The organism is Verrucosispora sp. WMMD573, from assembly GCF_027497175.1.
In the GTDB taxonomy this organism is placed as follows: domain Bacteria; phylum Actinomycetota; class Actinomycetes; order Mycobacteriales; family Micromonosporaceae; genus Micromonospora.
The window spans coordinates 5,788,095-5,807,318 of record NZ_CP114901.1 but is presented as its reverse complement, the minus strand read 5'-3'; the positions used below and the strand labels follow the sequence as shown (position 1 = coordinate 5,807,318).

The following is a 19,224-nucleotide window of genomic DNA, read 5'->3' as shown; positions in this document are numbered from 1 at the left end:
CGCTGTCGCCGGCGGAGTGTCGACGCGTGAATGCCCTCGCGCGATGTGGAGCCCGGCGCCGGTGGACGCGCAGCCCCCGCGTCACCCGGCACCACCATCCCACCACGCCGGATCGCTCGGCGCAATAGTCGCTCCTCGATACGTGGAAGCGGCCCGCTGCACGACACCCAGGTCGCGCCAATACGGTGGCTTCCACGCCCGGCACACATCCGTTGTGCCAGCCTGGGCATCACGTACGGCAGACGGAAGGACCTGACGATGGGATACGCGGTGGTGCTCGGCGAGGCGCTCGTCGACCTGCTGGACACCGAGTGCGAAGGCGCGCCGGTCTACCGGCAGGCGATCGGGGGTGGACCGCTGAACGTCGCCGTCGGTGTCGCCCGGCTCGGTGGGGCGGTGCAGTTCGTCGGGTCGCTCGGCGACGACGTGCTCGCCGGCCGGATCCGGGACTTTCTCACTGCGCAGCAGGTGGGCCTGACCGGCGCGGTGACCGCTGCGGTGCCGACCACGCTGGCAGTGGCCACCTTCTCCGGCGTGGAACCGGACTTCCGCTTCTACGGCGAGCCGCCCTCCTACGCGCTGCTCGGTCCCGACGAACTCGACGTCGCGCTGGTCGAGGGCGCTCAGGTGCTCTACTGCGGCTCGATCGTGCTACTGGCGCCGACGACGCTGGCCGCCGCCCGCCGGGCCTGGGCGGCGGCCCCGGGGCTGCGAGTGTTCGATCCGAACGTCCGTGCCCGGCTGCTGGCCGGCCCGCAGGCGCTGGCCGGACTGCGCGAGGTGGTCGCCGAGTTCGCCGCCGGGGCGCACCTGGTCAAGCTCAGCGCCGCCGACGCGGAACTGCTCTATCCCGGGGAGCCGGTCGAGTCGGTGGCGGTCTATCTGCGCGAACTCGGTGCGGCCACGGTCGTGGTCACCCTCGGCGCGGCCGGCGCGGTGGTCGCCGCCGCAGATGCCGATCCGGTACGCGTACCCGCCCCGAAGGTCGACGCCGTCGACGCCACCGGCGGGGGTGACTCGGTGATGGCCGCCCTCGTCGCCGACCTGCTGACCGGCGGCGAGCCGGTCGGCCCGTCCGGCTGGCACGAGCGGGTCGGGTACGCCCTGCGCGTGGCCGGCCTGGTCTGCGAACGCCCCGGCGGCGCGGTCGCCATGCCCACCCGCGACGAGGTGCGCCAGCGCTTCGGTGACTGACGGTCAGCCCGGCCAGGCTGGCCGTCGACGTCGATCGCGGGGACGAGGTCAGGCGGTGCCGTCGAGTTCGGCGTACCCGCGCCGGGCGGCGGCCAGCGCGTGCCGGGCCGGGAACGGGGCGTCGGCGGCCACCCGCTCCGGCGGTGCGCCGCCGGTGTGCCCCGCCCGGATCAGCCAGGCCAGCTCCACCAGTTGCGCGTGCTGGGCCAGGAGGAACTCCCCGTCGACCGGCTCGCCGTGGCCGGGTACGACCACCGTCGCCGGTGAGATCGACCGCGACAGCTCGGCGAGCGCGTCCGGCCACTGCAACGGGTACGAGTCCTCGAACGCCGGCGGACCGGCCTGCTCGACAAGATCACCGGCGACCAGCAGGTCGGCGTCGGGCACCTGCACGACGAGGTCGGCGTCGGTGTGCCCCCGCCCCGGATGGCGCAGCACCACCTGTCGGCCGCCGACATCGAGGACCGCCTCGGTACGTACGGTGTGGGTGGGCGCCAGCAGTGCGGTGTCGGCCAGCTCGGCGGCGAGTTCCGGATGGGTGGGTTGCAACTCCGCGTACGCCTCCCGGCGCAGCCGGTCCGCCTCGTCGCGGATCGTCAGAGCGGCAAGTTCGTGCGCCCAGACCGGGCGGGCCGGATCACCGGCCAGCGTGGCGTTGCCGAAACAGTGGTCGAAGTGGTGGTGGGTGTTCACCAGCGTCAACGGGTCGGTGGTGACCGCGCGTACGGCGGCGGCCAGCTCGGTCGCCTGCCCGACGGTGGAGAGGGTGTCCACCAGCAGCGCCGCGCCGTCGCCCAGCACCAACGTGACGTTGACCGCGAGCACCGGCTCACGCAGCACGAGCACCCGGTCGGCGACCTCGACGAACCGGCCGACCGTCGTCATGCTGCCCCGCCGGCGCGTGCCAGGAACCGGTGCCGGTCGACCAGGGCCCGTTCCACCCGCCCCTCGGCGACGGTCTGCCCGCCCTCGGTGACGGTGATCTCGAACACCAGCCGACGCCGCTCCACCTCGGTCAGCCGGGCCTGCGCCGCGACCGTGCGGCCCACCGCTGTCGCGGCCCGATGCTCCAACTCCACCCGGGTGCCCACGGTGGTCGAGCCGTCCGGCAGGTGGCCGGCGGTCGCGGCCACGGTCGCCGCTTCGGCCAGGGCGAGCACCCGTGGCGTGCCGAGCACCGGAACGTCGCCGGAGCCGACCGCCTGGGCGGTGTCGGCGTCGGTGACGGTCAACTCGACCCGGGCGGTCAGACCCGGGGCCAGGGCTTGGTCCGTTGGCTCCCGCATGGCCACAGCGTAGGTGCTCGGCGGAGCCCGGGCCACGCGGCCGGGCAGATGCGCCACTACGCCGCAGGTGCTCCTGCCGCCGGTCGGGCGCAGGTCGCCGCTAACCTTGTCCGCGATGTCTGCCGCGACCGACCCCCAGCCCCCAGCCCCGACCGAGCCGCCCGCCCCGCGCGACGGCGGGCGCCGCCGTGTGATCGCGATGTCGGTCTGGGGCGTCGCCTTCGTGGCGGGGTGGCTCGTCATCGGCCTACCCACCGATCCGGTGTACGCGTTCTTCTGGATCTGGGCCGGCACCATCGCCTGGTACTCCGCCCGCCCGTGGCGCAGCCACCTGCGCTTCGCCCGGGACTGGGTGCCGGTGGTGCTGCTGCTGGTCGCCTACAACCTCTCCCGCGGGTTCGCCTACCACGACGGGACCGTGCCGCACGCCTACGAGCTGATCCTGGCCGACCGCCTGATGTTCGGCTGGGCCATGGACGGCCAGGTGCCGACCGTCTGGTTGCAGCAGCACCTGTACCAGCCAGAGGTGCGCTGGTGGGACGTCCTGGTCAGCTGGGTGTACTTCTCGCACTTCGTGGCGGCGCTGGCCGCCGCCGCGGTGCTCTGGATGCTCGAGCGCAGCCGGTGGGCGGCGTTCATGCGCCGCTGGTTCTTTCTCTGTGCCACCGGCCTGATCACCTACTTCCTCTACCCGGCCGCGCCACCGTGGTGGGCGGCGCAGAACGGGCTGATCGAGGAGGTCGCCCGGATCTCCACCCGGGGCTGGAAGGCGTTCGGCATGCACGGCGCGGGCAACCTGCTCAACGCCGGGCAGCTGGCCTCAAACCCGGTGGCCGCGATGCCGTCGCTGCACACCGCCTTCGCCCTGTTCGTGGTGCTGTTCTTCCTGCGTAACGTCCGACGTCGCTGGTGGCCCCTGCTGCTGGCCTATCCGCTGGCGATGACCTTCACGCTGGTCTACAGCGGTGAGCACTACGTGATCGACGTGCTGGTCGGCTGGGCGTACGTCGGGATGACCTTCCTGGCGGTCGGATGGGCCGAACGCTGGTGGGCCCGTCGGAAGGCCCGCGCCGCCCCGACCGACACCTCGACCGCCGAGCAGGCACCCGTGACGTCCTCCGCCGTGCCCGCTCCCCGCTGACTCCGTCGCCGCGTCAGGTCAGCCCGCGCGCCGGGCGGCCTGGCCCCGGGCGGTCAACTCCGCCGCCAGGGCCCAGGCGTCGGCGAGGTCCCGGTCCGCCGCCGCCGCGCCGGCCCCACCCGCGGTGTCGGCGTGCACGGTGGCCAACCCGAGCATGCGCTGCACCGGCCCCTGCACCACCCGGACGCTCTGCAACCGGGCGTACGGCACGATCGTCAGCTGGCGGGTGAGCAAACCGGAACGGACGGCGAGCACCTGCTCGGTCAGGCCGGCACCGAGCACCTGGCGGCTCAGCGGGTTGACCCAGCGGGCCCGAGCCGGTGGTGGCCGCAGCGGCAGCGACGACAGCGCCACCCCGGGCAGCACCTCGGCGACGATCATCTCGCCGGTCGGCTGGTCACCTACGGGCAACAGCCGGTCCGGCCGGTTGCGTTCGTCGGCCTCACCGGCGGCGTAACCGGCCACCTCCAGCCGCAGCCGCAGCCAGCCCTTCATCCGCCACAGCAACGGCCAGGTCACCCGCACGGTCTGCACCCGGTGCAACGGTACGGTCTGCGACCTGGTCTCCAGCAGGCCGTTGCGGATGCGCAGCCGGTCGTCGTCGCGGGCCAGCTGGAACCGCCAGTCGTCGAGCACCCGGCGGACGGGTTGCAGCAGGACACCGGCCATCGCGGTGAGCGTGCTGGCCACCGCGATGAAGGACCAGGACCCCTCGGACAGGAACTGCGTAGCCACGAAAGCCACGCCGAAGGGCAGCAGGAACGCCTGCGGGGTCAGCAGCTGGCTGATCAGCAGGTCCCGGTTGCTCACCGAGTGCAGCGGACGGCCGGGCGGTGGGGGTGCCTCTGCGCCGGCCGGCACCGACTGCGCCGGGCCCGTCGGCGCGGCACCGGAGGGGTGACCGGCCAGGGTCAGCAGGCGCTGCCGCAGCGCCGCGGCCTCGGCGACACTGAGGTATGCCAGCGGTGCCTCGGTCTTGCCGCCGCCGACCACCTCCAGGCGCAGCTCGGCCAGCCCGGTGAGCTGCGCGAGCAGCGGCCGGACCACCTCGACGGCCTGGAGCCGTTCCAGCGGGATCGCCCGGGTACGCCGCCAGAGCAGCCCCTCGTGGATGCGCAGTTCCCGGCCCACGACCTGGTAGCCGGTGTTGTACCAGCTGACCACGGCCAGCACGCTCGCGCCGAGCGCGAGCACGACCACCATCGCGGCGAACCACCCGAACCCGACCCGGGACAGAGTCGACCAGGACAACCCGGCGATGACCACGACCAGCGACTTGGCGCCGTGCAGCGCGGGACTCAACGGATGCAGCCGTTGCCGCGCCGACGGATCCGGCTGCGGTGGACCGACCCACCCGGCGGGCGGCTGCGGCGTGCCGCCCGGCGATGACGGCCCCGCCAGCTGGTAGGTGCCCGGCTGCGAGCCCTCGCCCGGTGGTGGTGCCTCGGACACCGCCGGCACGGCGTGGTCGAACGGTGGTGCCTCGGCGGGCATCGCCGGTACGGCACGTTCGGCGGGCCGACCGGAAGCCTGATCGCCCACCGTGTCCCGAACGTGACTGCGCTCTTCCGCAGTGGGTGGCGTCCGGTCCGGACCCGGACCGGCCGACCCGCTCACAGCCCTTCCGCCCGGTCCTCGCCGAGTGCGGTCAGGCGGTCCCGCAGCCGGGATGCCTCCGCCGGACGCAGCCCCGGCACCCGGGCGTCGCTCGCCGCCGCAGCGGTGTGCAACTGCACGGTCGCCAGGTCGAATGCCCGCTCCAGCGGGCCGGCGCTCACGTCGACGAACTGCATCCGCGAGTACGGGACTATCGACAGCCGGCGGACCAGCAGACCGTGCCGCACCAGCAGGTCGTCGTCACGTTCGGCGTAGCCCCAGGCCCGTACCGCCCGGACGATGGTCACCACGCGCCACAGAGCGAACAGCCCGACGGCACCGAGCGCCAAGCCGAACGGCCAGGAACCGGTAAGCGCCCAACCGACACCGAGTACCGCCGAGACGACGGCCACCCCGGCCGCCAGGCGCAGCAGCTCCACCCAGATCAGGTCGGTCGATATCGACTGCCACTGGACGGTCTCCGGCCACGGTTCGAGCGGGCTGGTCGGCGCGGCCGGCGGCCGGACCTCGGGCGCGTCATCGCTCACGGTGCCGGCCTTTCGTTCGCGACTGCGGGGCTCGCAAGCTCACTCCTCGCGCTCACGGTGCCGGCCTTTCGTTCGCGACTGCGGGGCTCGCAAGCTCACTCCTCGCGCTCACGGTGCCGGCCTTTCGTTCGCGACTGCGGGGCTCGCAAGCTCACTCCTCGCGCTCACGGTGCCGGCCTTTCGTTCGCGACTGCGGGGCTCGCAAGCTCACTCCTCGCGCTCACGGTGCCGGCCTTTCGTTGTACGCGTCCACTCTTCGAGCGTAGGCGATCCCGCCAGCGGGGTGACCTCGCGCAGAAAGGCCCGCGCGCCGAGGAAGTCGCCGAGTGACGACCGGTGCACGTCACAGGCGAGCCAGGTCTTGCGCCGCTCCGGCGCGTGCAGACGGGGATTGTTCCAGCGCAGTGCCCATCGGGCCGCGGCTCGACACCCACGGGCCGAACACGTCAGTGCTTCGGCGGGGCTGTCGGGGTGGGTCATTCCGCTCAGTCTAGGACCGGGGAAGAGTGAGCGCCGGGCGGCCACGGGGGAAGCCGCCCGGCGACGGATGAATGGTACACACGCCGGGGCGGCTTTTGTCCACTGGCGATCGGCGATTCCTCCGTCCCGGAACGGCGTGGCGGAAATCGGTCGCTCCCTCCGTCGGTACTCAGTCGGGCATGCGAGGCTTGGTACCGCACACGCCGCGACGACCGATCACGCTGTGGAGGACCAGTGGCCCAGCCGACCACGCCCGACACCCCGCCGCCGAACGGGGCGCAACCACAGGTGCCCGCACCGCCGACCACGCCGGCGCAGGACGCCTCCCTGCTGGAGCGGGCGCTGTTCGAGATCAAGCGCGTGATCGTCGGGCAGGACCGGATGGTCGAGCGGATGTTCGTCGCGCTGCTCGCCCGCGGGCACTGTCTGCTGGAGGGCGTGCCGGGGGTGGCCAAGACGCTCGCGGTGGAGACCCTCGCCAAGGTGGTCGGCGGATCGTTCGCCCGGGTGCAGTTCACCCCGGACCTGGTGCCGGCGGACATCATGGGCACCAGGATCTACCGGCAGTCCAGCGAGAAGTTCGACGTCGAGCTGGGCCCGGTCTTCGTCAACTTCCTGCTCGCCGACGAGATCAACCGGGCACCGGCGAAGGTGCAGTCCGCGCTGCTGGAGGTGATGAGCGAGCGGCAGGTGTCGATCGGCGGCGAGAGCCACCGGGTGCCGAACCCGTTCCTGGTGATGGCGACGCAGAACCCGATCGAGCAGGAGGGCGTGTACCCGCTGCCGGAGGCGCAGCGGGACCGCTTCCTGATGAAGATCATCGTGGGGTATCCGACCGACGCCGAGGAGCGGGAGATCGTCTACCGGATGGGCGTGGCGTCGCCGGAGCCCACCGCCGTGTTCGACACCGAGGACCTGATCGCCCTGCAACACAAGGCCGACCAGGTCTTCGTACACAATGCCCTGGTCGACTACGCGGTCCGGCTGGTGCTGGCCACCCGTACGCCAGCGGAGCACGGCATGCCCGACGTCGCGCAACTGATCCAGTACGGTGCCAGCCCGCGGGCCTCGCTCGGGCTGGTCCGGGCGACCCGGGCGCTGGCGCTGCTGCGTGGTCGCGACTACGCCCTGCCGCAGGACGTGCAGGACATCGCGCCGGACATCCTGCGGCACCGGCTGGTGCTCAGCTACGACGCGCTCGCCGACGACGTACCGGCCGACCATGTGGTGCATCGGGTGATGTCGACCATCCCGCTGCCGTCGGTGGCACCCCGGCAGCAGGCCACCCCGCCCGTCGGGGCGGCGGCGCCTACCTCGGGGTGGCCCGGGCAGCGGCCGTGACCTCGACCACCCCTCGACCCGGTGAGCCGGACCCGCTGGCGGCCACCAACCGTTCCGGTGCCGTTCTGTCCCGCCTGCAACTGCTGGTGACCCGCAAACTCGACGGCCTGCTCCAGGGCGACTACGCGGGCCTGCTACCCGGGCCGGGCAGCGAGGCCGGCGAGTCGCGCGAGTACCGCCCCGGCGACGACGTGCGCCGGATGGACTGGCCGGTGACCGCCCGCACCACCACCCCGCACGTGCGGCGTACCGTGGCCGACCGTGAGCTGGAGACGTGGCTGGCGGTGGACCTGTCGGCGAGCCTGGACTTCGGCACCGGCCGGTGGCTCAAGCGGGACGTGGTGATCGCGGCAGCCGCGGCCATCACGCACCTGACCGTGCGGGGCGGCAACCGGATCGGTGCGGTCGTCGGCAGCGGCGGCGATGTGCCGGCGCCCCGCCGTGGTCGGCGGCAGCCGCCCCCGGCCGGCCCGGGGCGGCTGGCCCGGTTGCCAGCCCGGTCCGGACGCAAGGAGGCCCAGGGCATGCTGCGGGCCATCGCCGGCACCGAGATCCGGCCCGGCCGCGGTGACCTCGGCGCGCTCATCGACATGCTCAACCGGCCACCCCGGCGGCGCGGTGTCGCGGTGGTCATCTCCGACTTCCTCGCCCCGCCGGCCCAGTGGGCGCGTCCGCTGCGCAAGCTGCGGGTACGACAGGACCTGCTCGCCATCGAGGTGGTCGATCCGCGGGAGCTGGAACTACCCGACGTCGGGGTGCTCCCGGTGATCGATCCCGAGACCGGCGAACTGCACGAGGTGCAGACCGCCGACCCGAGCCTGCGGCACCGCTACGCGGCAGCCGCCGCGGCCCAGCGGGCCGAGATCTCCGCCGCGTTGCGCGCCGCCGGCGCCGCCCACCTGCGTCTGCGTACCGATCGAGACTGGCTGCTGGACATGGTGCGCTTCGTGGCCGCCCAGCGGCACGCCCGCACCCGAGGGACGACACGATGATTCGACTGCTGCAACCCTGGTGGCTGCTGGCCGTGCTGCCGGTGCTCGCCCTCGCCGCGTTGTACGTCTGGCGGCAGCTGCGCCGGCGCGACTACGCGCTGCGGTTCACCAATGTGGACCTGCTGCGTACCGTGGCGCCGAAGGGGCTCGGCTGGCGTCGGCACCTGCCGGCCACCGCGTTCCTGCTGGCCCTGCTGGTGCTGGCCGGTGCGCTGGCCCGGCCCGCGGTCGACACCCGGGAGCCGTTGGAACGGGCCACCATCATGCTGGCCATCGACGTGTCGTTGTCCATGCAGGCCGACGACGTGCCACCGAATCGGCTGGAGGCGGCCCAGGAGGCGGCCATGCAGTTCGTGGCGGAGCTGCCGGAGACGTACAACCTGGGGCTGGTCTCGTTCGCCAAGTCGGCGAACGTGCTGGTGCCGCCGACCAAGGACCGTCCGGCGGTGACCACTGCCATCGACGGGCTGGTGCTGGCGGAGGCGACGGCCACCGGCGAGGCGGTCTTCACCTGCCTGGAGGCGATCCGGTCGGTGCCGGCCGACGGGGCGGCCGGTATCCCGCCGGCCCGGATCGTGCTGCTCTCCGACGGCTTCCGTACCGCCGGGCGGTCGGTGGAGGAGGCGGCCGCCGCGGCGCAGGCGGCGAACGTGCCGGTCTCCACCATCGCCTTCGGCACCGACTCGGGGCACGTCGACATCGGCGGTCAGTTGCAGCGGGTGCCGGTTGACCGGCTCGCCCTGGCCGAGTTGGCCGAGACCACCGAGGGGTTCTTCTACGAGGCGGCCACCGTCAACGAGCTGAAGCAGGTCTACCAGGACATGGGCAGCTCGATCGGCTTCCGCACCGAACCGAGAGAGATCACCCAATGGTACGCCGGCATCGCGTTGCTGCTGGCCCTCTGCGCCGGTGCGTTCAGCCTCCTCTGGTCCTCCCGCATGATCTGACCCTCCGCCCCACGCCCCCGGCCCGAATGTCTTCGTTGATCATGAGGTTAGCGGCTGATTTGGAGATCAAACCGCCCGCTAACCTCATGATCGTCGACGAAGACAAGGGGTGGCGGTGGGTCAGTGGGTGGCGCTGGCCAGGAAGAAGAGGACGGCTACCCAGACGGCGGCGAGGGTGAAGCCCAGCGGGGCGACGTAGCGGCTCATGACAGCTCCGACGTGGCGACTGGCGGCCCGGGCAGGGCGGACCGCGAGAGGGGTGGATCGGGACGCGCACACGCGAAGTCGTGACCGGGCTGCTTTCCGGCAGTACCCATCCGATCGGACGCCGCGATTAGGGAAGCGGGGCGGCGGGACGGATACCCCGGGGAGCGGGCCAGCTCAGGCGGAGCGGGGCTCAGCGTGGCTGGCGGTCGGCCCGGCCACGACTGGGAGGATCGCTATCTCGCACAGCGATCACCTCCTGCGGTCGGATTCCGGGGCGACGCGGGCCGCCGAGCGACCCACAAACGCGGATCATGTTACACCCGGGTTTGCGCCCGGCCCACTCGGCTGACCGGCCGACGGGAACGCGCCCGTTCATCGGTCGACGGCGGCCCGGCCGCCGCTGACCGGTGCCGTCGTCGGCCGGGGCTCGCCGCGCCGGACGAGCAGCACCAGCAAGGCGGTGAGCACCGGCAGCCAACCGATCCGGGCCAGCAACCAGCTCGGATCGTCCGGCGCGGTGTGCAGCCCCGACAGGGCGGTCCCGCCGTGTGCGGCGAGCACCACCACCGCGACCAGCACCGGCTGGTGCCAGAGGTAGATGCGTACCGCATGCCGGTTGATCCCGCTGGCCAGCCTGCGAGGCAGCGGCCGGGACAGCAGTCGCACCAGTGTCGGCCGGGCCAACAGGCCGAGACCTGTCTGGGTCACCGCGAGCGCCACCACGAGCAATGATGGCGGATCGAGATTGGATCGGCCCTCGCCGGGGATCCCGACCGCGCTGACCGGATAGCCGAGGGCGAGTACGGCGGCCAGTCCGACCGCCCCGGCGGCAGCCAGCCAGCGGGCGTCACGCCGTCGGCTCAGTCGGCCGTCCGCGTGGGCCAGTCCCAGCAGGTACGGCACGGCCCAGGCTGCCAGCACCGTCACCGGTGGCAGCCAGGTGCCGGCCGGGAGCAGCCGCACGGCCAGGTCGGCGCTGGCCACCACGGCCGCCGCGGTGACCGCGCAGCGCGGCGTGCCCCAGCGGTGTACGGCGGCGCGCAGCGGGCCGGTGAGGACCACCAGGGCGAGCAGGGGGGCCAGGAACCAGAGAGGGCTGATCGCCAGGGTCAGCGCCACCGACAGGGTGCCGTCGGGGACGCCGGCGACGGCAGCGGCCAGCAGTACGGCTGACCCGGTGCCGAGCAGGGCGATCGCGGGCAGGAGCAGCCGCCGCAGCCGGTGTGTCACCCAGGCGGATCCGGAATGCCGGTCAGCCGACCGGGCGGAGGCGTGACCGGCGGCGAAGAAGAACAGCCCGAGGGTCTGCAACACCCAGCTGACCGGGGCCAGGGTCGGCATCGTGGTGAGCGGGCTGGCCAGGTTCAGCGCGCCTTCCGCGTCGAGTACCAGGCCGGTGACGAGCCAGTGACCGAGCACCACTCCGGCGACGGCGAATGCGCGCAGCCCGTCGACGAGGGGGTCCCGAGCCGGTCGGCGGGCGGTGCGCCGGCCTCTCATCGGGTCGCTCCCGCCGCTGTGCCTGTCGCACCACACAGCACCACCTCGGCGACTGCCGCCAGGGTCGGCCCGCCGGGCAGCAGGTAACCGTCGTGGCCGGTCGAGGCGGCCGGCAGCGGCCGTGCACCGAAGGACGGGTCGGCCGGCCGGATCCCGTGTCCCAACCCGGGCAGGCGGAGCTGGGGCACCCGCCGGATCCAGTCGTCCGGTGCCTCGGCCGCCCAGACGCGGACCGGGCCGAATTGGTCGGCATGCTCCGCGCCGACACCCACACCGCCGAGGGTGACCAGGTCGGTGACCTGCGGCGGGGCGTCCATGGCGGCCAGCCCGACGACAAGCCCGCCGTAGCTGTGACCCACCAGGGTGATGCGAGTGGCCGGTAGCTGCCCGGCCAGTGTGCGCAGGTGGTCACCGAGCTGGTCGGCACCCCGGCGGGCGGCAACCGGGGTGGCTGCGGTGGCGACGCCGTCGGGCGGGTCGTAGCCGAGCCAGGCCAGGACGGCCACCCTGGCGTGCGGATCGGCGGCGTGCAAGGCGGCACGCAGGTCTCGGGCCTGCTGCGCCGGGGCGCGCCAGGGCACTCCGCCCAGCCCGCGGTCGAAGTCGGCAAGCCGGGCACCGACGCCCGGCACCAGCACCACGACCCGATCGGCACTGGCGAGGTCACCGAGGACCTCGACGGCCCGGCCGTCGCCGTGCGGGTCGAAGGCCAGGAACTGCCGACCCTGCGCGGCCCAGCGGGCGTACGGCGCTCCGGCGGCCTGCATCGCGGCGGCAGTCGACGGGTACGCCTCGACGAAGCCGGCCGGGGCGGCGTCGGGCGGCCCCGCCGGTTGCCGTACCAGCCCGCTCGCCAGCACCGCCGCGAGGCCCAGCCGTAACAACTTGCCACCCACCATCACGTGCTCCCTCCACCTGGTCGTGGAGGGCAGGATGTGTCGGCGGGGTGGTGCCGGTCGTCAACCCGGGGAGCCGTTCGTGGCTACCACGCTGGAGCTACTCCCCGGCGGCGACCAGTCCGGTCTCGTACGCGAGCACGACGGCCTGGGCGCGGTCGCGCAACTGGAGCTTGGCCAGGATCCGGCCGACGTGGGTCTTGACGGTCTGCTCCGCGACGACCAGTTCGGCGGCGATCTCGGTGTTGGAGCGCCCCTGGGCGATCAGCCGCAGCACCTCGGTCTCGCGTGGGGTGAGCGCGGCGAGGGCTGTGGGTCGGGGCCGCCGCCGGTGTGGCCGGGCCGCGAATTCGGCGATCAGGCGGCGGGTGACCGTCGGGGCGAGCAGCGCGTCGCCGCCGGCGACGACGCGTACCGCGTGGATCAGATCGGCGGCGGGGGCGTCCTTGAGCAGGAAGCCGCTGGCTCCGGCGCGCAGCGCCTCGTAGACGTAGTCGTCCAGGTCGAAGGTGGTGAGGATGAGCACACGTGGCCTGTCGCTCGGCCGGTCGCCGAGGAGTTTGCGGGTCGCGGCGAGGCCGTCGAGCACCGGCATCCGCACGTCCATCAGCACCACGTCGGGGTCGAGTCGGCGGGCCTGCGCGACCGCCTGAGCACCGTCGGCGGCGTCGCCGACCACCAGCAGGTCCGGCTGGGCGGCCAGCAGGGCGCCGAAGCCCTGCCGAACCATCGCCTGGTCGTCGGCGATCAGCACCCGGATCGTCATGTTGGGTCCTTCGGCTCGTCGGATGGCGGCGGGCCGGCCGGCAGCAGCGCGTCGATCGCGTAGCCGCCGTCGGCGGTGGGGCAGGCGGTGAAGCTGCCGCCGAGGGCGAGGACCCGCTCGCGCATGCCGGCCAGTCCCTGTCCGCCACCGCGTGCGTCCGGGCTGGCCGGGGTCCCGCTGGCGGCGTTCTGGATGCGTACCGTCAGGGCACCGGGGCGATCGCGGACCGTGACGCGCACCTCTGCGCCGGCCGCGTGGCGGGCCGCGTTGGCCAGCCCTTCCTGAACGATCCGGTAGGTGGCCAGCCCGACCGGTGCTGGCGGCTCGTCGGCGACGTCGCTGTCCAGTTCCACGGTCATGCCGGCCCGCCGCGCGGCGGCCACCAGCGCGGGTAGTTCGGCAAGCGTCGGCTGCGGGGCGGTCCGAATGCCCTCCGACTCGCTGCGCAGCACGTGCAGCAGCCGCCGCATGTCGGTAAGCGCCGCCCGGGCGGCCTCGGCGATGGAGCTGAATTCGGCCCGGGCCGGTTCGGGCACGGCGAGTCGGTACGGCGCGCTTTCGGCCTGCACCGCGATCAGTGACATGTGGTGCGCGACCACGTCGTGCAGCTCCCGCGCGATGCGGGTGCGCTCCTCCAGCACCGCCCGCCTCGCCTTCTCCAACTCGCTCACCTCGGCCTGCTCGGCCAGCGCCCGTCGGGTGAGCAGGTTGTGCCGCAGCAGGTCGCCGACGATCAGCAGCACCACGAACAGCAGGGTGACGCCCACCTGATTGCCGGGCGGCACGAATATCCAGACCGGCAGCAGGCTGAACAGTCCCGTCCAGGCGAGCACGGCCCGGTCGACCCGTGCCGCCACGGTGATCAGCACGACGACGATGACCAGGACCTGCGTCGGGTTCCACGGCCAGAACTCGTAGGTGGCGGGTCCGAGCACCACGGCGTCGTCCGTCGTGCGCCGGTTGAAGGTGCCGAAGAGCTGCCCGATGAACATGATCCGCCAGGCCAGCAGTGGTCGGGTGGGCAGCAGGGGCAGCGGCGCGACGGTGAGCAGCGCGATGACCCACGCGGTGGCGATGGGCAGGCGCCGGGTGTCCAGCAGGAACTGCGCGGTGATCAGGGCCAGCCCGAGCAGCACCAGCAGCCCGATCGTGCGCAGCACGGCGGCTGTGCGGGGCCGGTGCCGCAGCCGGTCCAGCGGTGGGCGCCTCGCCGGATAGTCCGGTCCCATCACGGTGCGGCGCAGCCCCGCCAGGGCGACACGGACGGTACTGCGGTCCATATCCCGGCAGGGTAGTTCGAGTGGCCGGCTCCGTCGTGCGACCAGGGAGTGATCCATCCAGTGGTACCCGGGTATGACGTGCGGCGGTTAGTGATTACCGTGCGGTAGCGCCTAGTCTCCAAGCCGCAGCGATCTTTGGGAGGGACGCACCGTGTCGCGAACTGTGCTGGTTACCGGGGGCAACCGGGGGATCGGTCTGGCCATCGCCGAGGCCTTTGCCAAGCAGGGTGACCGGGTGGCGGTCACCCACCGGGGCAGCGGAGCCCCCGACGGGCTGTTCGGTGTGCAGTGCGACATCACCGACGGCGAGTCCGTCGAAGCGGCCTTCACGGCGGTCGAGGCGGAGCTGGGGCCGGTGGAGGTGCTGGTCGCCAACGCGGGCATCACCGACGACACGTTGCTGCTGCGCATGTCGGAGGAGCAGTTCACCCGGGTGCTGGACACCAACCTGACCGGCGCGTACCGCTGCGCCAAGCGGGCCTCCGGGAAGATGCTGCGGGCCAGGTGGGGGCGCATGATCTTCGTCTCCTCGGTGGTCGGCCTGTCCGGTGGCGCCGGTCAGGTCAACTACGCGGCCAGCAAGGCCGGCCTGGTCGGGGTGGCCCGCTCGATCACCCGGGAGCTGGGTGGCCGGAACATCACCGCCAACGTGGTCGCGCCGGGCTTCATCGAGACCGACATGACCGCCGGGCTGACCGACCAGCGCAAGGCCGAGATCCTCAAGTCGATCCCGGCGGGCCGGATGGCCAGCCCGGACGAGGTGGCGGCGGTGGTCACCTGGCTGGCGGGCGACAGCGCCGGGTACGTCTCCGGCGCGGTCATCCCGGTCGACGGTGGCCTGGGCATGGGTCACTGAATCCTGAGCACGGAGGAATGAGCGTAATGTCCGGACTGCTGGCCGGTAAGCGGCTGCTCGTCACCGGCGTCATCACCGACGCCTCGATCGCCTTCTCGGTAGCCAAGCTCGCTCAGGAGAACGGCGCCCAGGTCGTGCTCACCGGCTACGGCCGACTGTCACTCGTGGAGCGGATCGCCAAGCGGCTGCCCGAGCCGGCACCCGTGATCGAGCTGGACGTGACCGACCCCGAGCACCTCGCCGGGCTGGCCGACAAGGTCCGCGAGCACGTCGACGGCCTCGACGGACTGGTCCACTCGATCGGTTTCGCCCCGCAGAGCTGCCTCGGTGGCGGGTTCCTCGACGCCTCCTGGGAGGACGTGTCGACGGCGCTGCACGTCTCGACGTACTCCTACAAGTCCCTGGCGGTCGCGGCGCTGCCGCTGATGTCGCCGGGCGGCTCGGTGGTCGGCCTGACCTTCGACGCCAGCCAGGCGTGGCCGGTGTACGACTGGATGGGCGTGGCCAAGGCCGGGCTGGAGTCGGCCTCCCGCTATCTCGCCCTGCATCTGGGCAAGCAGGGCATCCGCAGCAACCTGGTGGCCGCCGGGCCGCTGCGCACCATGGCCGCGAAGTCAATCCCCGGCTTCGAGCAGTTCGAGGACGCCTGGGCCGGACGTGCCCCGCTGGGCTGGGACCTCACCGACCAGGAACCGGCCGCTCGGGCCTGTCTCGCCCTGCTGTCGGACTGGTTCCCGGCTACCACCGGCGAGATCGTGCACGTCGATGGCGGGTACCACGCGGTCGGCGCCTGAGGTGTAACCGGGGCGCTGTTAACGGCCGGGACCCGGGGGCGTTGCCGGGGCGCCGCAGGCCACCGGCAAGAATGGACCCATGGCGTACGACGCGGTGGTGCTGGTGTCCTTCGGCGGCCCGGAGGGGCCCGACGACGTGCTGCCGTTCCTGCAGAACGTGACCCGGGGGCGAGGCGTCCCGCCGGAGCGGCTGGCCGAGGTCGCCGAGCACTACCAGCACTTCGGCGGGGTCTCCCCGATCAACCAGCAGTGTCGGGAGCTGTTGGCGGCGGTCCGCGCCGACTTCGCCGCCAACGGGCTCGACCTGCCGGTGTACTGGGGCAACCGGAACTGGGACCCGATGCTCGCCGACACGGTGGCCCAGATGCGTGACGACGGCGTACGACGGGCGTTGGCGTTCGTCACCAGCGCCTTCGGTGGGTACTCCTCGTGCCGGCAGTATCAGGAGGACATCACCGCCGCGCGGGCTGCGGTCGGTCCGGACGCGCCGGTGATCGAGAAGCTGCGCCAGTTCTGGGATCATCCCGGCTTCGTCGAGCCGCACGCCGACGCGGTGCGCTCCGCGCTGTCCCAGCTCGACCCGGCGCGCCGGGACAGCACCCGGCTCGTGTTCACCGCACACTCGGTGCCGATCTCGGCGGCCGACAGCGCCGGCCCACACGGCGGCCGGTACACCGCCCAACTCGCCGAGACGGCCCGGCTGGTGCACGCGGCGGCAGCCCCGGACCTGCCGTACGACCTGGTCTGGCAGAGCCGGTCCGGCCCGCCCCACGTGCCGTGGCTGGAGCCGGACATCAACGACCACCTGGAGGCGCTCGCCGAGCAGGGCGTGACCGGGGTGGTGGTCAGCCCGATCGGTTTCGTCTCCGACCACCTTGAGGTGGTGTGGGACCTGGACACCGAGGCGTTGGACACGGCCAAGCGGCTCGGGGTGGACTTCGTCCGCGCCGGTACCCCCGGCACCGACCCGCGTTACGTAACCATGGTGCGGGAACTGGTGCGGGAACGGATCGACCCCGACGGGGTCGAGTCGCGCCGTCGGCTGGGCGAACTGCCGATGTGGGACACCTGTCCCACGGTCTGCTGCGTCCCGGCCCGCCGTCCGTCCTGACCGCCGCGGCGAACCCGCCGACACCCCTGAGGATGATCATGCAGGACCGTAAGCCCGTCGAGAGTTGGCTCAGCGACATGGACGGGGTGCTGGTGCACGAGGGCCAGCCGGTGCCGGGCGCGCCGGAGTTCGTCAAGCGGCTGCGTGCCTCCGGCAAGCCGTTCCTGGTGCTGACCAACAACTCCATCTACACACCGCGCGATCTCCAGGCCCGGCTGGCCCGGATGGGCCTGGACGTGCCGGAGCAGGCGATCTGGTCGTCCGCCCTGGCCACCGCCCAGTTCCTGGCAGACCAGCGGCCGGGCGGCACCGCATACGTCATCGGTGAGGCCGGGCTGACCACCGCCCTGCACGCGGTGGGCTACGTGCTCAGCGATTTCGCCCCCGACTACGTGGTGCTGGGCGAGACCCGGACCTACAGCTTCGAGGCGATCACCAAGGCGGTCCGGCTGATCAACGACGGGGCCCGGTTCATCTGCACCAACCCCGACGCCACCGGACCCTCGGTGGAGGGCGCCCTGCCGGCCGCCGGCTCGGTTGCGGCGATGATCTCGAAGGCCACCGGGGTGGAGCCGTACTTCGTCGGCAAACCCAATCCGATGATGATGCGGTCGGCCCTGAACACGATAAACGCACACTCGGAGAGCACCGCGATGATCGGTGACCGGATGGACACCGACATCCTCTGCGGCCTGGAGGCCGGGCTGGAGACCATCCTGGTGCTGACCGGGATCAGCTCGCGGGCGGAGGCGGAGCGTTACCCGTACCGCCCCTCCCGCATCGTCGGCTCGGTCGCCGACCTGATCGACGAGGTCTGAGCGGGCACCTGGTCACTGCCGTGTCGCGTCGCGACGCAGGAATTCGGTGAGCACCGGGGCGAGGGTGGCCGCCGGCACACCGTGCCACTCGCCGGGCAGGCCGCGTCGCTCGGCGGCGGGCAGCAGACCGGCCGTGGTGGCGGCCATCTCGGTCAGGTCGCCGGTGCTGCCGGCGCTGTGCAGGACGAGCGTCGGGGTGGTGACCCGGGCGAGCACCGCCGGGCCGGTGGCGGCACTGAGCAGGCTGTCGTACGCCAGCGTGTGCGCCACCGAGACCATGGCGTTCCAGTGCGGTGTGTCGCGCATCCCGCTGATCATGTGCTCGGGCACGCCGATCTCGGTCAGGAAGAAGGTCACCGCCTCGGCGCCGGTCAGCCGGCCCAGGTGCGCGGTGAAGGCCCGCTGACCGGCTTCGTCGCCGTCGGTGTTCAGCGGTGGCTCCAACAGCACCAGCCGTCGCACGTCGAGGCCGGCGGCGGCGGCGTGCAACGCGAGCAGACAACCCGAGGAGTACCCGTACAGCGCGGTGGGCGCGTCGGCCTCGGCGATCAGCGCGGCGAGGTCCTCGACCTCGCGCTGCGGGGCGTACGGCGGGGTGTCGCCGCTGCCGCCACGCCCACGACGGTCGTAGCGGTAGACGGTGAAGTCGGTCGTGAGCAGGTCGGCGAGTTCGCCGAGCGGGCTGTTGGCGCGGAAGTGCCCGGCGGCGTCGATGAGGATCAGTGAAGGGCCGGCACCCTCGCGTTGGTACCCGATGCGGGTGCCGTCCGGAGACGTGACCACTGGCATGAACTGAACCGTACAGTACAGTTCGGGGATGCGAAAGGACGTCAACCGGCGCGGGATCCTCGCCGCAGCTCTGATCGAGTTTCTCGAACACGGCTACCTGGCCGCCGGGATGGACCGGATCGCCGCCCGCGCCGGTGTCTCCAAGGTAACCGTCTACGCGCACTTCACCGACAAACACGGACTCTTCGAGGCGGTGTTCACCGGCGCGATCGCCGAGGCTGAGCGGGCCGGGTCGGCGTACGTCGAGGCCCTGGCCGACTCCGATGATCTCCCACACGACCTGCGGGCCTTCGCCCGCGAGCACATCGCCACGGTCACCGCCCCGCACCTGCTGCAACTGCGTCGGATGCTGATCGGCGAGGCGGGCCGCTTTCCGGAGCTGGCCCGCGCGTGGCATCACGCCGCGCCGGAACGCGGCCACGCCACCCTCGCCTGGGTCATCACCCGTCTCGCCGAGCGGGGTCTGCTACGCGTGTCGGACCCGCCGCTCGCGGCGCAGTACCTGAACTACCTGATCCTGTCGATTCCGCTCAACGAAGCGATGTTCGCGGTCCGCACGTCGTTCTCCGAGGTTGAGCTGCACCGCTGGGCCGACGAGGCGGTCCGCATCTTCCTCGCCGCCCACACCCCCTGAACAGCCCCCCGCGACAGATCTTGCACTTGTGGTCGCCGCGATGCGGCC

The 19,224-nt window shown here is 72.5% G+C and carries 21 protein-coding genes; 10 read left to right on the top strand and 11 right to left on the bottom strand.

Features of this window, described 5'->3' with window-relative positions; translation table 11 throughout:
* Window positions 1-258: 258 nt before the first annotated feature.
* Window positions 259-1,194 (top strand): PfkB family carbohydrate kinase, encoded by a 936-nt coding sequence (locus O7601_RS26305; protein ID WP_281563755.1) that lies wholly within the window; start codon window positions 259-261, stop codon window positions 1,192-1,194.
* A gap of 48 nt (window positions 1,195-1,242) precedes the next feature.
* On the opposite strand, the gene O7601_RS26300 is transcribed toward O7601_RS26305, so the two are convergent.
* Together O7601_RS26300 and O7601_RS26295 are read right to left on the bottom strand one after the other, a co-directional pair.
* The gene (locus O7601_RS26300) at window positions 1,243-2,079 is read right to left on the bottom strand and encodes an MBL fold metallo-hydrolase (protein WP_281563754.1); all 837 of its coding nucleotides are present in this window, start codon (window positions 2,077-2,079) and stop codon (window positions 1,243-1,245) included.
* Window positions 2,076-2,480 (bottom strand): hotdog domain-containing protein, encoded by a 405-nt coding sequence (locus O7601_RS26295; protein ID WP_281563753.1) that lies wholly within the window; start codon window positions 2,478-2,480, stop codon window positions 2,076-2,078. Before O7601_RS26295 ends, O7601_RS26300 begins: the two co-directional genes overlap by 4 nt.
* Window positions 2,481-2,595: 115 nt before the next feature.
* Between O7601_RS26295 and O7601_RS26290 the strand changes: the two genes are divergently transcribed.
* On the top strand, window positions 2,596-3,621 hold the full coding sequence (locus O7601_RS26290; protein WP_281563752.1) for a phosphatase PAP2 family protein: 1,026 nt from the start codon (window positions 2,596-2,598) through the stop codon (window positions 3,619-3,621).
* A gap of 18 nt (window positions 3,622-3,639) precedes the next feature.
* Here O7601_RS26290 and O7601_RS26285 read toward each other — a convergent pair whose 3' ends face one another.
* From O7601_RS26285 to O7601_RS26275, 3 genes are all read right to left on the bottom strand, one after another.
* On the bottom strand, window positions 3,640-5,163 hold the full coding sequence (locus O7601_RS26285) for a PH domain-containing protein (RefSeq protein ID WP_281563751.1): 1,524 nt from the start codon (window positions 5,161-5,163) through the stop codon (window positions 3,640-3,642).
* A 71-nt stretch (window positions 5,164-5,234) separates the two neighbouring features.
* On the bottom strand, window positions 5,235-5,765 hold the full coding sequence (locus O7601_RS26280) for a PH domain-containing protein (protein ID WP_281563750.1): 531 nt from the start codon (window positions 5,763-5,765) through the stop codon (window positions 5,235-5,237).
* Between the two features lie 207 nt (window positions 5,766-5,972).
* Entirely contained in the window at window positions 5,973-6,245 is a 273-nt protein-coding gene (locus O7601_RS26275) for a hypothetical protein (RefSeq protein WP_281563749.1), read from the bottom strand.
* 234 nt (window positions 6,246-6,479) lie between these two features.
* Here O7601_RS26275 and O7601_RS26270 point away from each other — a divergent pair, with 234 nt between their 5' ends.
* From O7601_RS26270 to O7601_RS26260, 3 genes are read left to right on the top strand one after another with little or no spacing between them, the layout of a single operon-like run.
* Complete coding sequence (locus O7601_RS26270; RefSeq protein WP_281563748.1) at window positions 6,480-7,586, top strand: MoxR family ATPase; 1,107 nt, start codon at window positions 6,480-6,482, stop codon at window positions 7,584-7,586.
* Window positions 7,565-8,578, top strand: a complete 1,014-nt coding sequence (locus tag O7601_RS26265; protein WP_281563747.1) for a DUF58 domain-containing protein — start codon at window positions 7,565-7,567, stop codon at window positions 8,576-8,578. The genes O7601_RS26270 and O7601_RS26265 overlap by 22 nt, the downstream gene beginning before the upstream one ends.
* Window positions 8,575-9,525, top strand: a complete 951-nt coding sequence (locus O7601_RS26260) for a VWA domain-containing protein (RefSeq protein WP_281563746.1) — start codon at window positions 8,575-8,577, stop codon at window positions 9,523-9,525. The genes O7601_RS26265 and O7601_RS26260 overlap by 4 nt, the downstream gene beginning before the upstream one ends.
* Before the next feature lie 120 nt (window positions 9,526-9,645).
* Here O7601_RS26260 and O7601_RS26255 read toward each other — a convergent pair whose 3' ends face one another.
* The 5 genes from O7601_RS26255 to O7601_RS26235 form a co-directional block, all read right to left on the bottom strand.
* The gene (locus O7601_RS26255; protein ID WP_281563745.1) at window positions 9,646-9,804 is read right to left on the bottom strand and encodes a hypothetical protein; all 159 of its coding nucleotides are present in this window, start codon (window positions 9,802-9,804) and stop codon (window positions 9,646-9,648) included.
* 300 nt (window positions 9,805-10,104) lie between these two features.
* Window positions 10,105-11,232 (bottom strand): acyltransferase family protein, encoded by a 1,128-nt coding sequence (locus O7601_RS26250; RefSeq protein ID WP_281563744.1) that lies wholly within the window; start codon window positions 11,230-11,232, stop codon window positions 10,105-10,107.
* Window positions 11,229-12,131 carry an alpha/beta fold hydrolase gene (locus tag O7601_RS26245; RefSeq protein ID WP_281563743.1) on the bottom strand — a complete coding sequence of 301 codons (903 nt, stop codon included), beginning with the start codon at window positions 12,129-12,131 and terminating at the stop codon, window positions 11,229-11,231. Before O7601_RS26245 ends, O7601_RS26250 begins: the two co-directional genes overlap by 4 nt.
* A gap of 97 nt (window positions 12,132-12,228) precedes the next feature.
* A complete protein-coding gene (locus tag O7601_RS26240) occupies window positions 12,229-12,894 on the bottom strand; it encodes a response regulator transcription factor (RefSeq protein WP_281563742.1) in 666 nt (221 codons plus the stop codon).
* A complete protein-coding gene (locus O7601_RS26235) occupies window positions 12,891-14,174 on the bottom strand; it encodes a histidine kinase (protein ID WP_281563741.1) in 1,284 nt (427 codons plus the stop codon). The genes O7601_RS26240 and O7601_RS26235 overlap by 4 nt, the downstream gene beginning before the upstream one ends.
* A 151-nt stretch (window positions 14,175-14,325) precedes the next feature.
* Between O7601_RS26235 and fabG the strand changes: the two genes are divergently transcribed.
* The 4 genes from fabG (at window position 14,326) to O7601_RS26215 (ending at window position 17,753) form a co-directional block, all read left to right on the top strand.
* On the top strand, window positions 14,326-15,030 hold the full coding sequence (gene fabG, locus O7601_RS26230; protein ID WP_281563740.1) for a 3-oxoacyl-ACP reductase FabG: 705 nt from the start codon (window positions 14,326-14,328) through the stop codon (window positions 15,028-15,030).
* Between the two features lie 26 nt (window positions 15,031-15,056).
* On the top strand, window positions 15,057-15,824 hold the full coding sequence (fabI, locus tag O7601_RS26225; protein ID WP_281567044.1) for an enoyl-ACP reductase FabI: 768 nt from the start codon (window positions 15,057-15,059) through the stop codon (window positions 15,822-15,824).
* Between the two features lie 79 nt (window positions 15,825-15,903).
* Window positions 15,904-16,935 carry a ferrochelatase gene (locus O7601_RS26220; protein ID WP_281563739.1) on the top strand — a complete coding sequence of 344 codons (1,032 nt, stop codon included), beginning with the start codon at window positions 15,904-15,906 and terminating at the stop codon, window positions 16,933-16,935.
* Window positions 16,884-17,753: an HAD-IIA family hydrolase gene (locus tag O7601_RS26215; protein ID WP_281563738.1), complete on the top strand. Its 870-nt coding sequence runs from the start codon at window positions 16,884-16,886 to the stop codon at window positions 17,751-17,753. The genes O7601_RS26220 and O7601_RS26215 overlap by 52 nt, the downstream gene beginning before the upstream one ends.
* A 12-nt stretch (window positions 17,754-17,765) precedes the next feature.
* On the opposite strand, the gene O7601_RS26210 is transcribed toward O7601_RS26215, so the two are convergent.
* Window positions 17,766-18,542 carry an alpha/beta hydrolase gene (locus tag O7601_RS26210; RefSeq protein ID WP_281563737.1) on the bottom strand — a complete coding sequence of 259 codons (777 nt, stop codon included), beginning with the start codon at window positions 18,540-18,542 and terminating at the stop codon, window positions 17,766-17,768.
* A 28-nt stretch (window positions 18,543-18,570) separates the two neighbouring features.
* On the opposite strand from O7601_RS26210, the gene O7601_RS26205 reads away from it, so the two are divergent.
* Entirely contained in the window at window positions 18,571-19,176 is a 606-nt protein-coding gene (locus tag O7601_RS26205; RefSeq protein WP_281563736.1) for a TetR/AcrR family transcriptional regulator, read from the top strand.
* Window positions 19,177-19,224 lie beyond the last annotated feature (48 nt).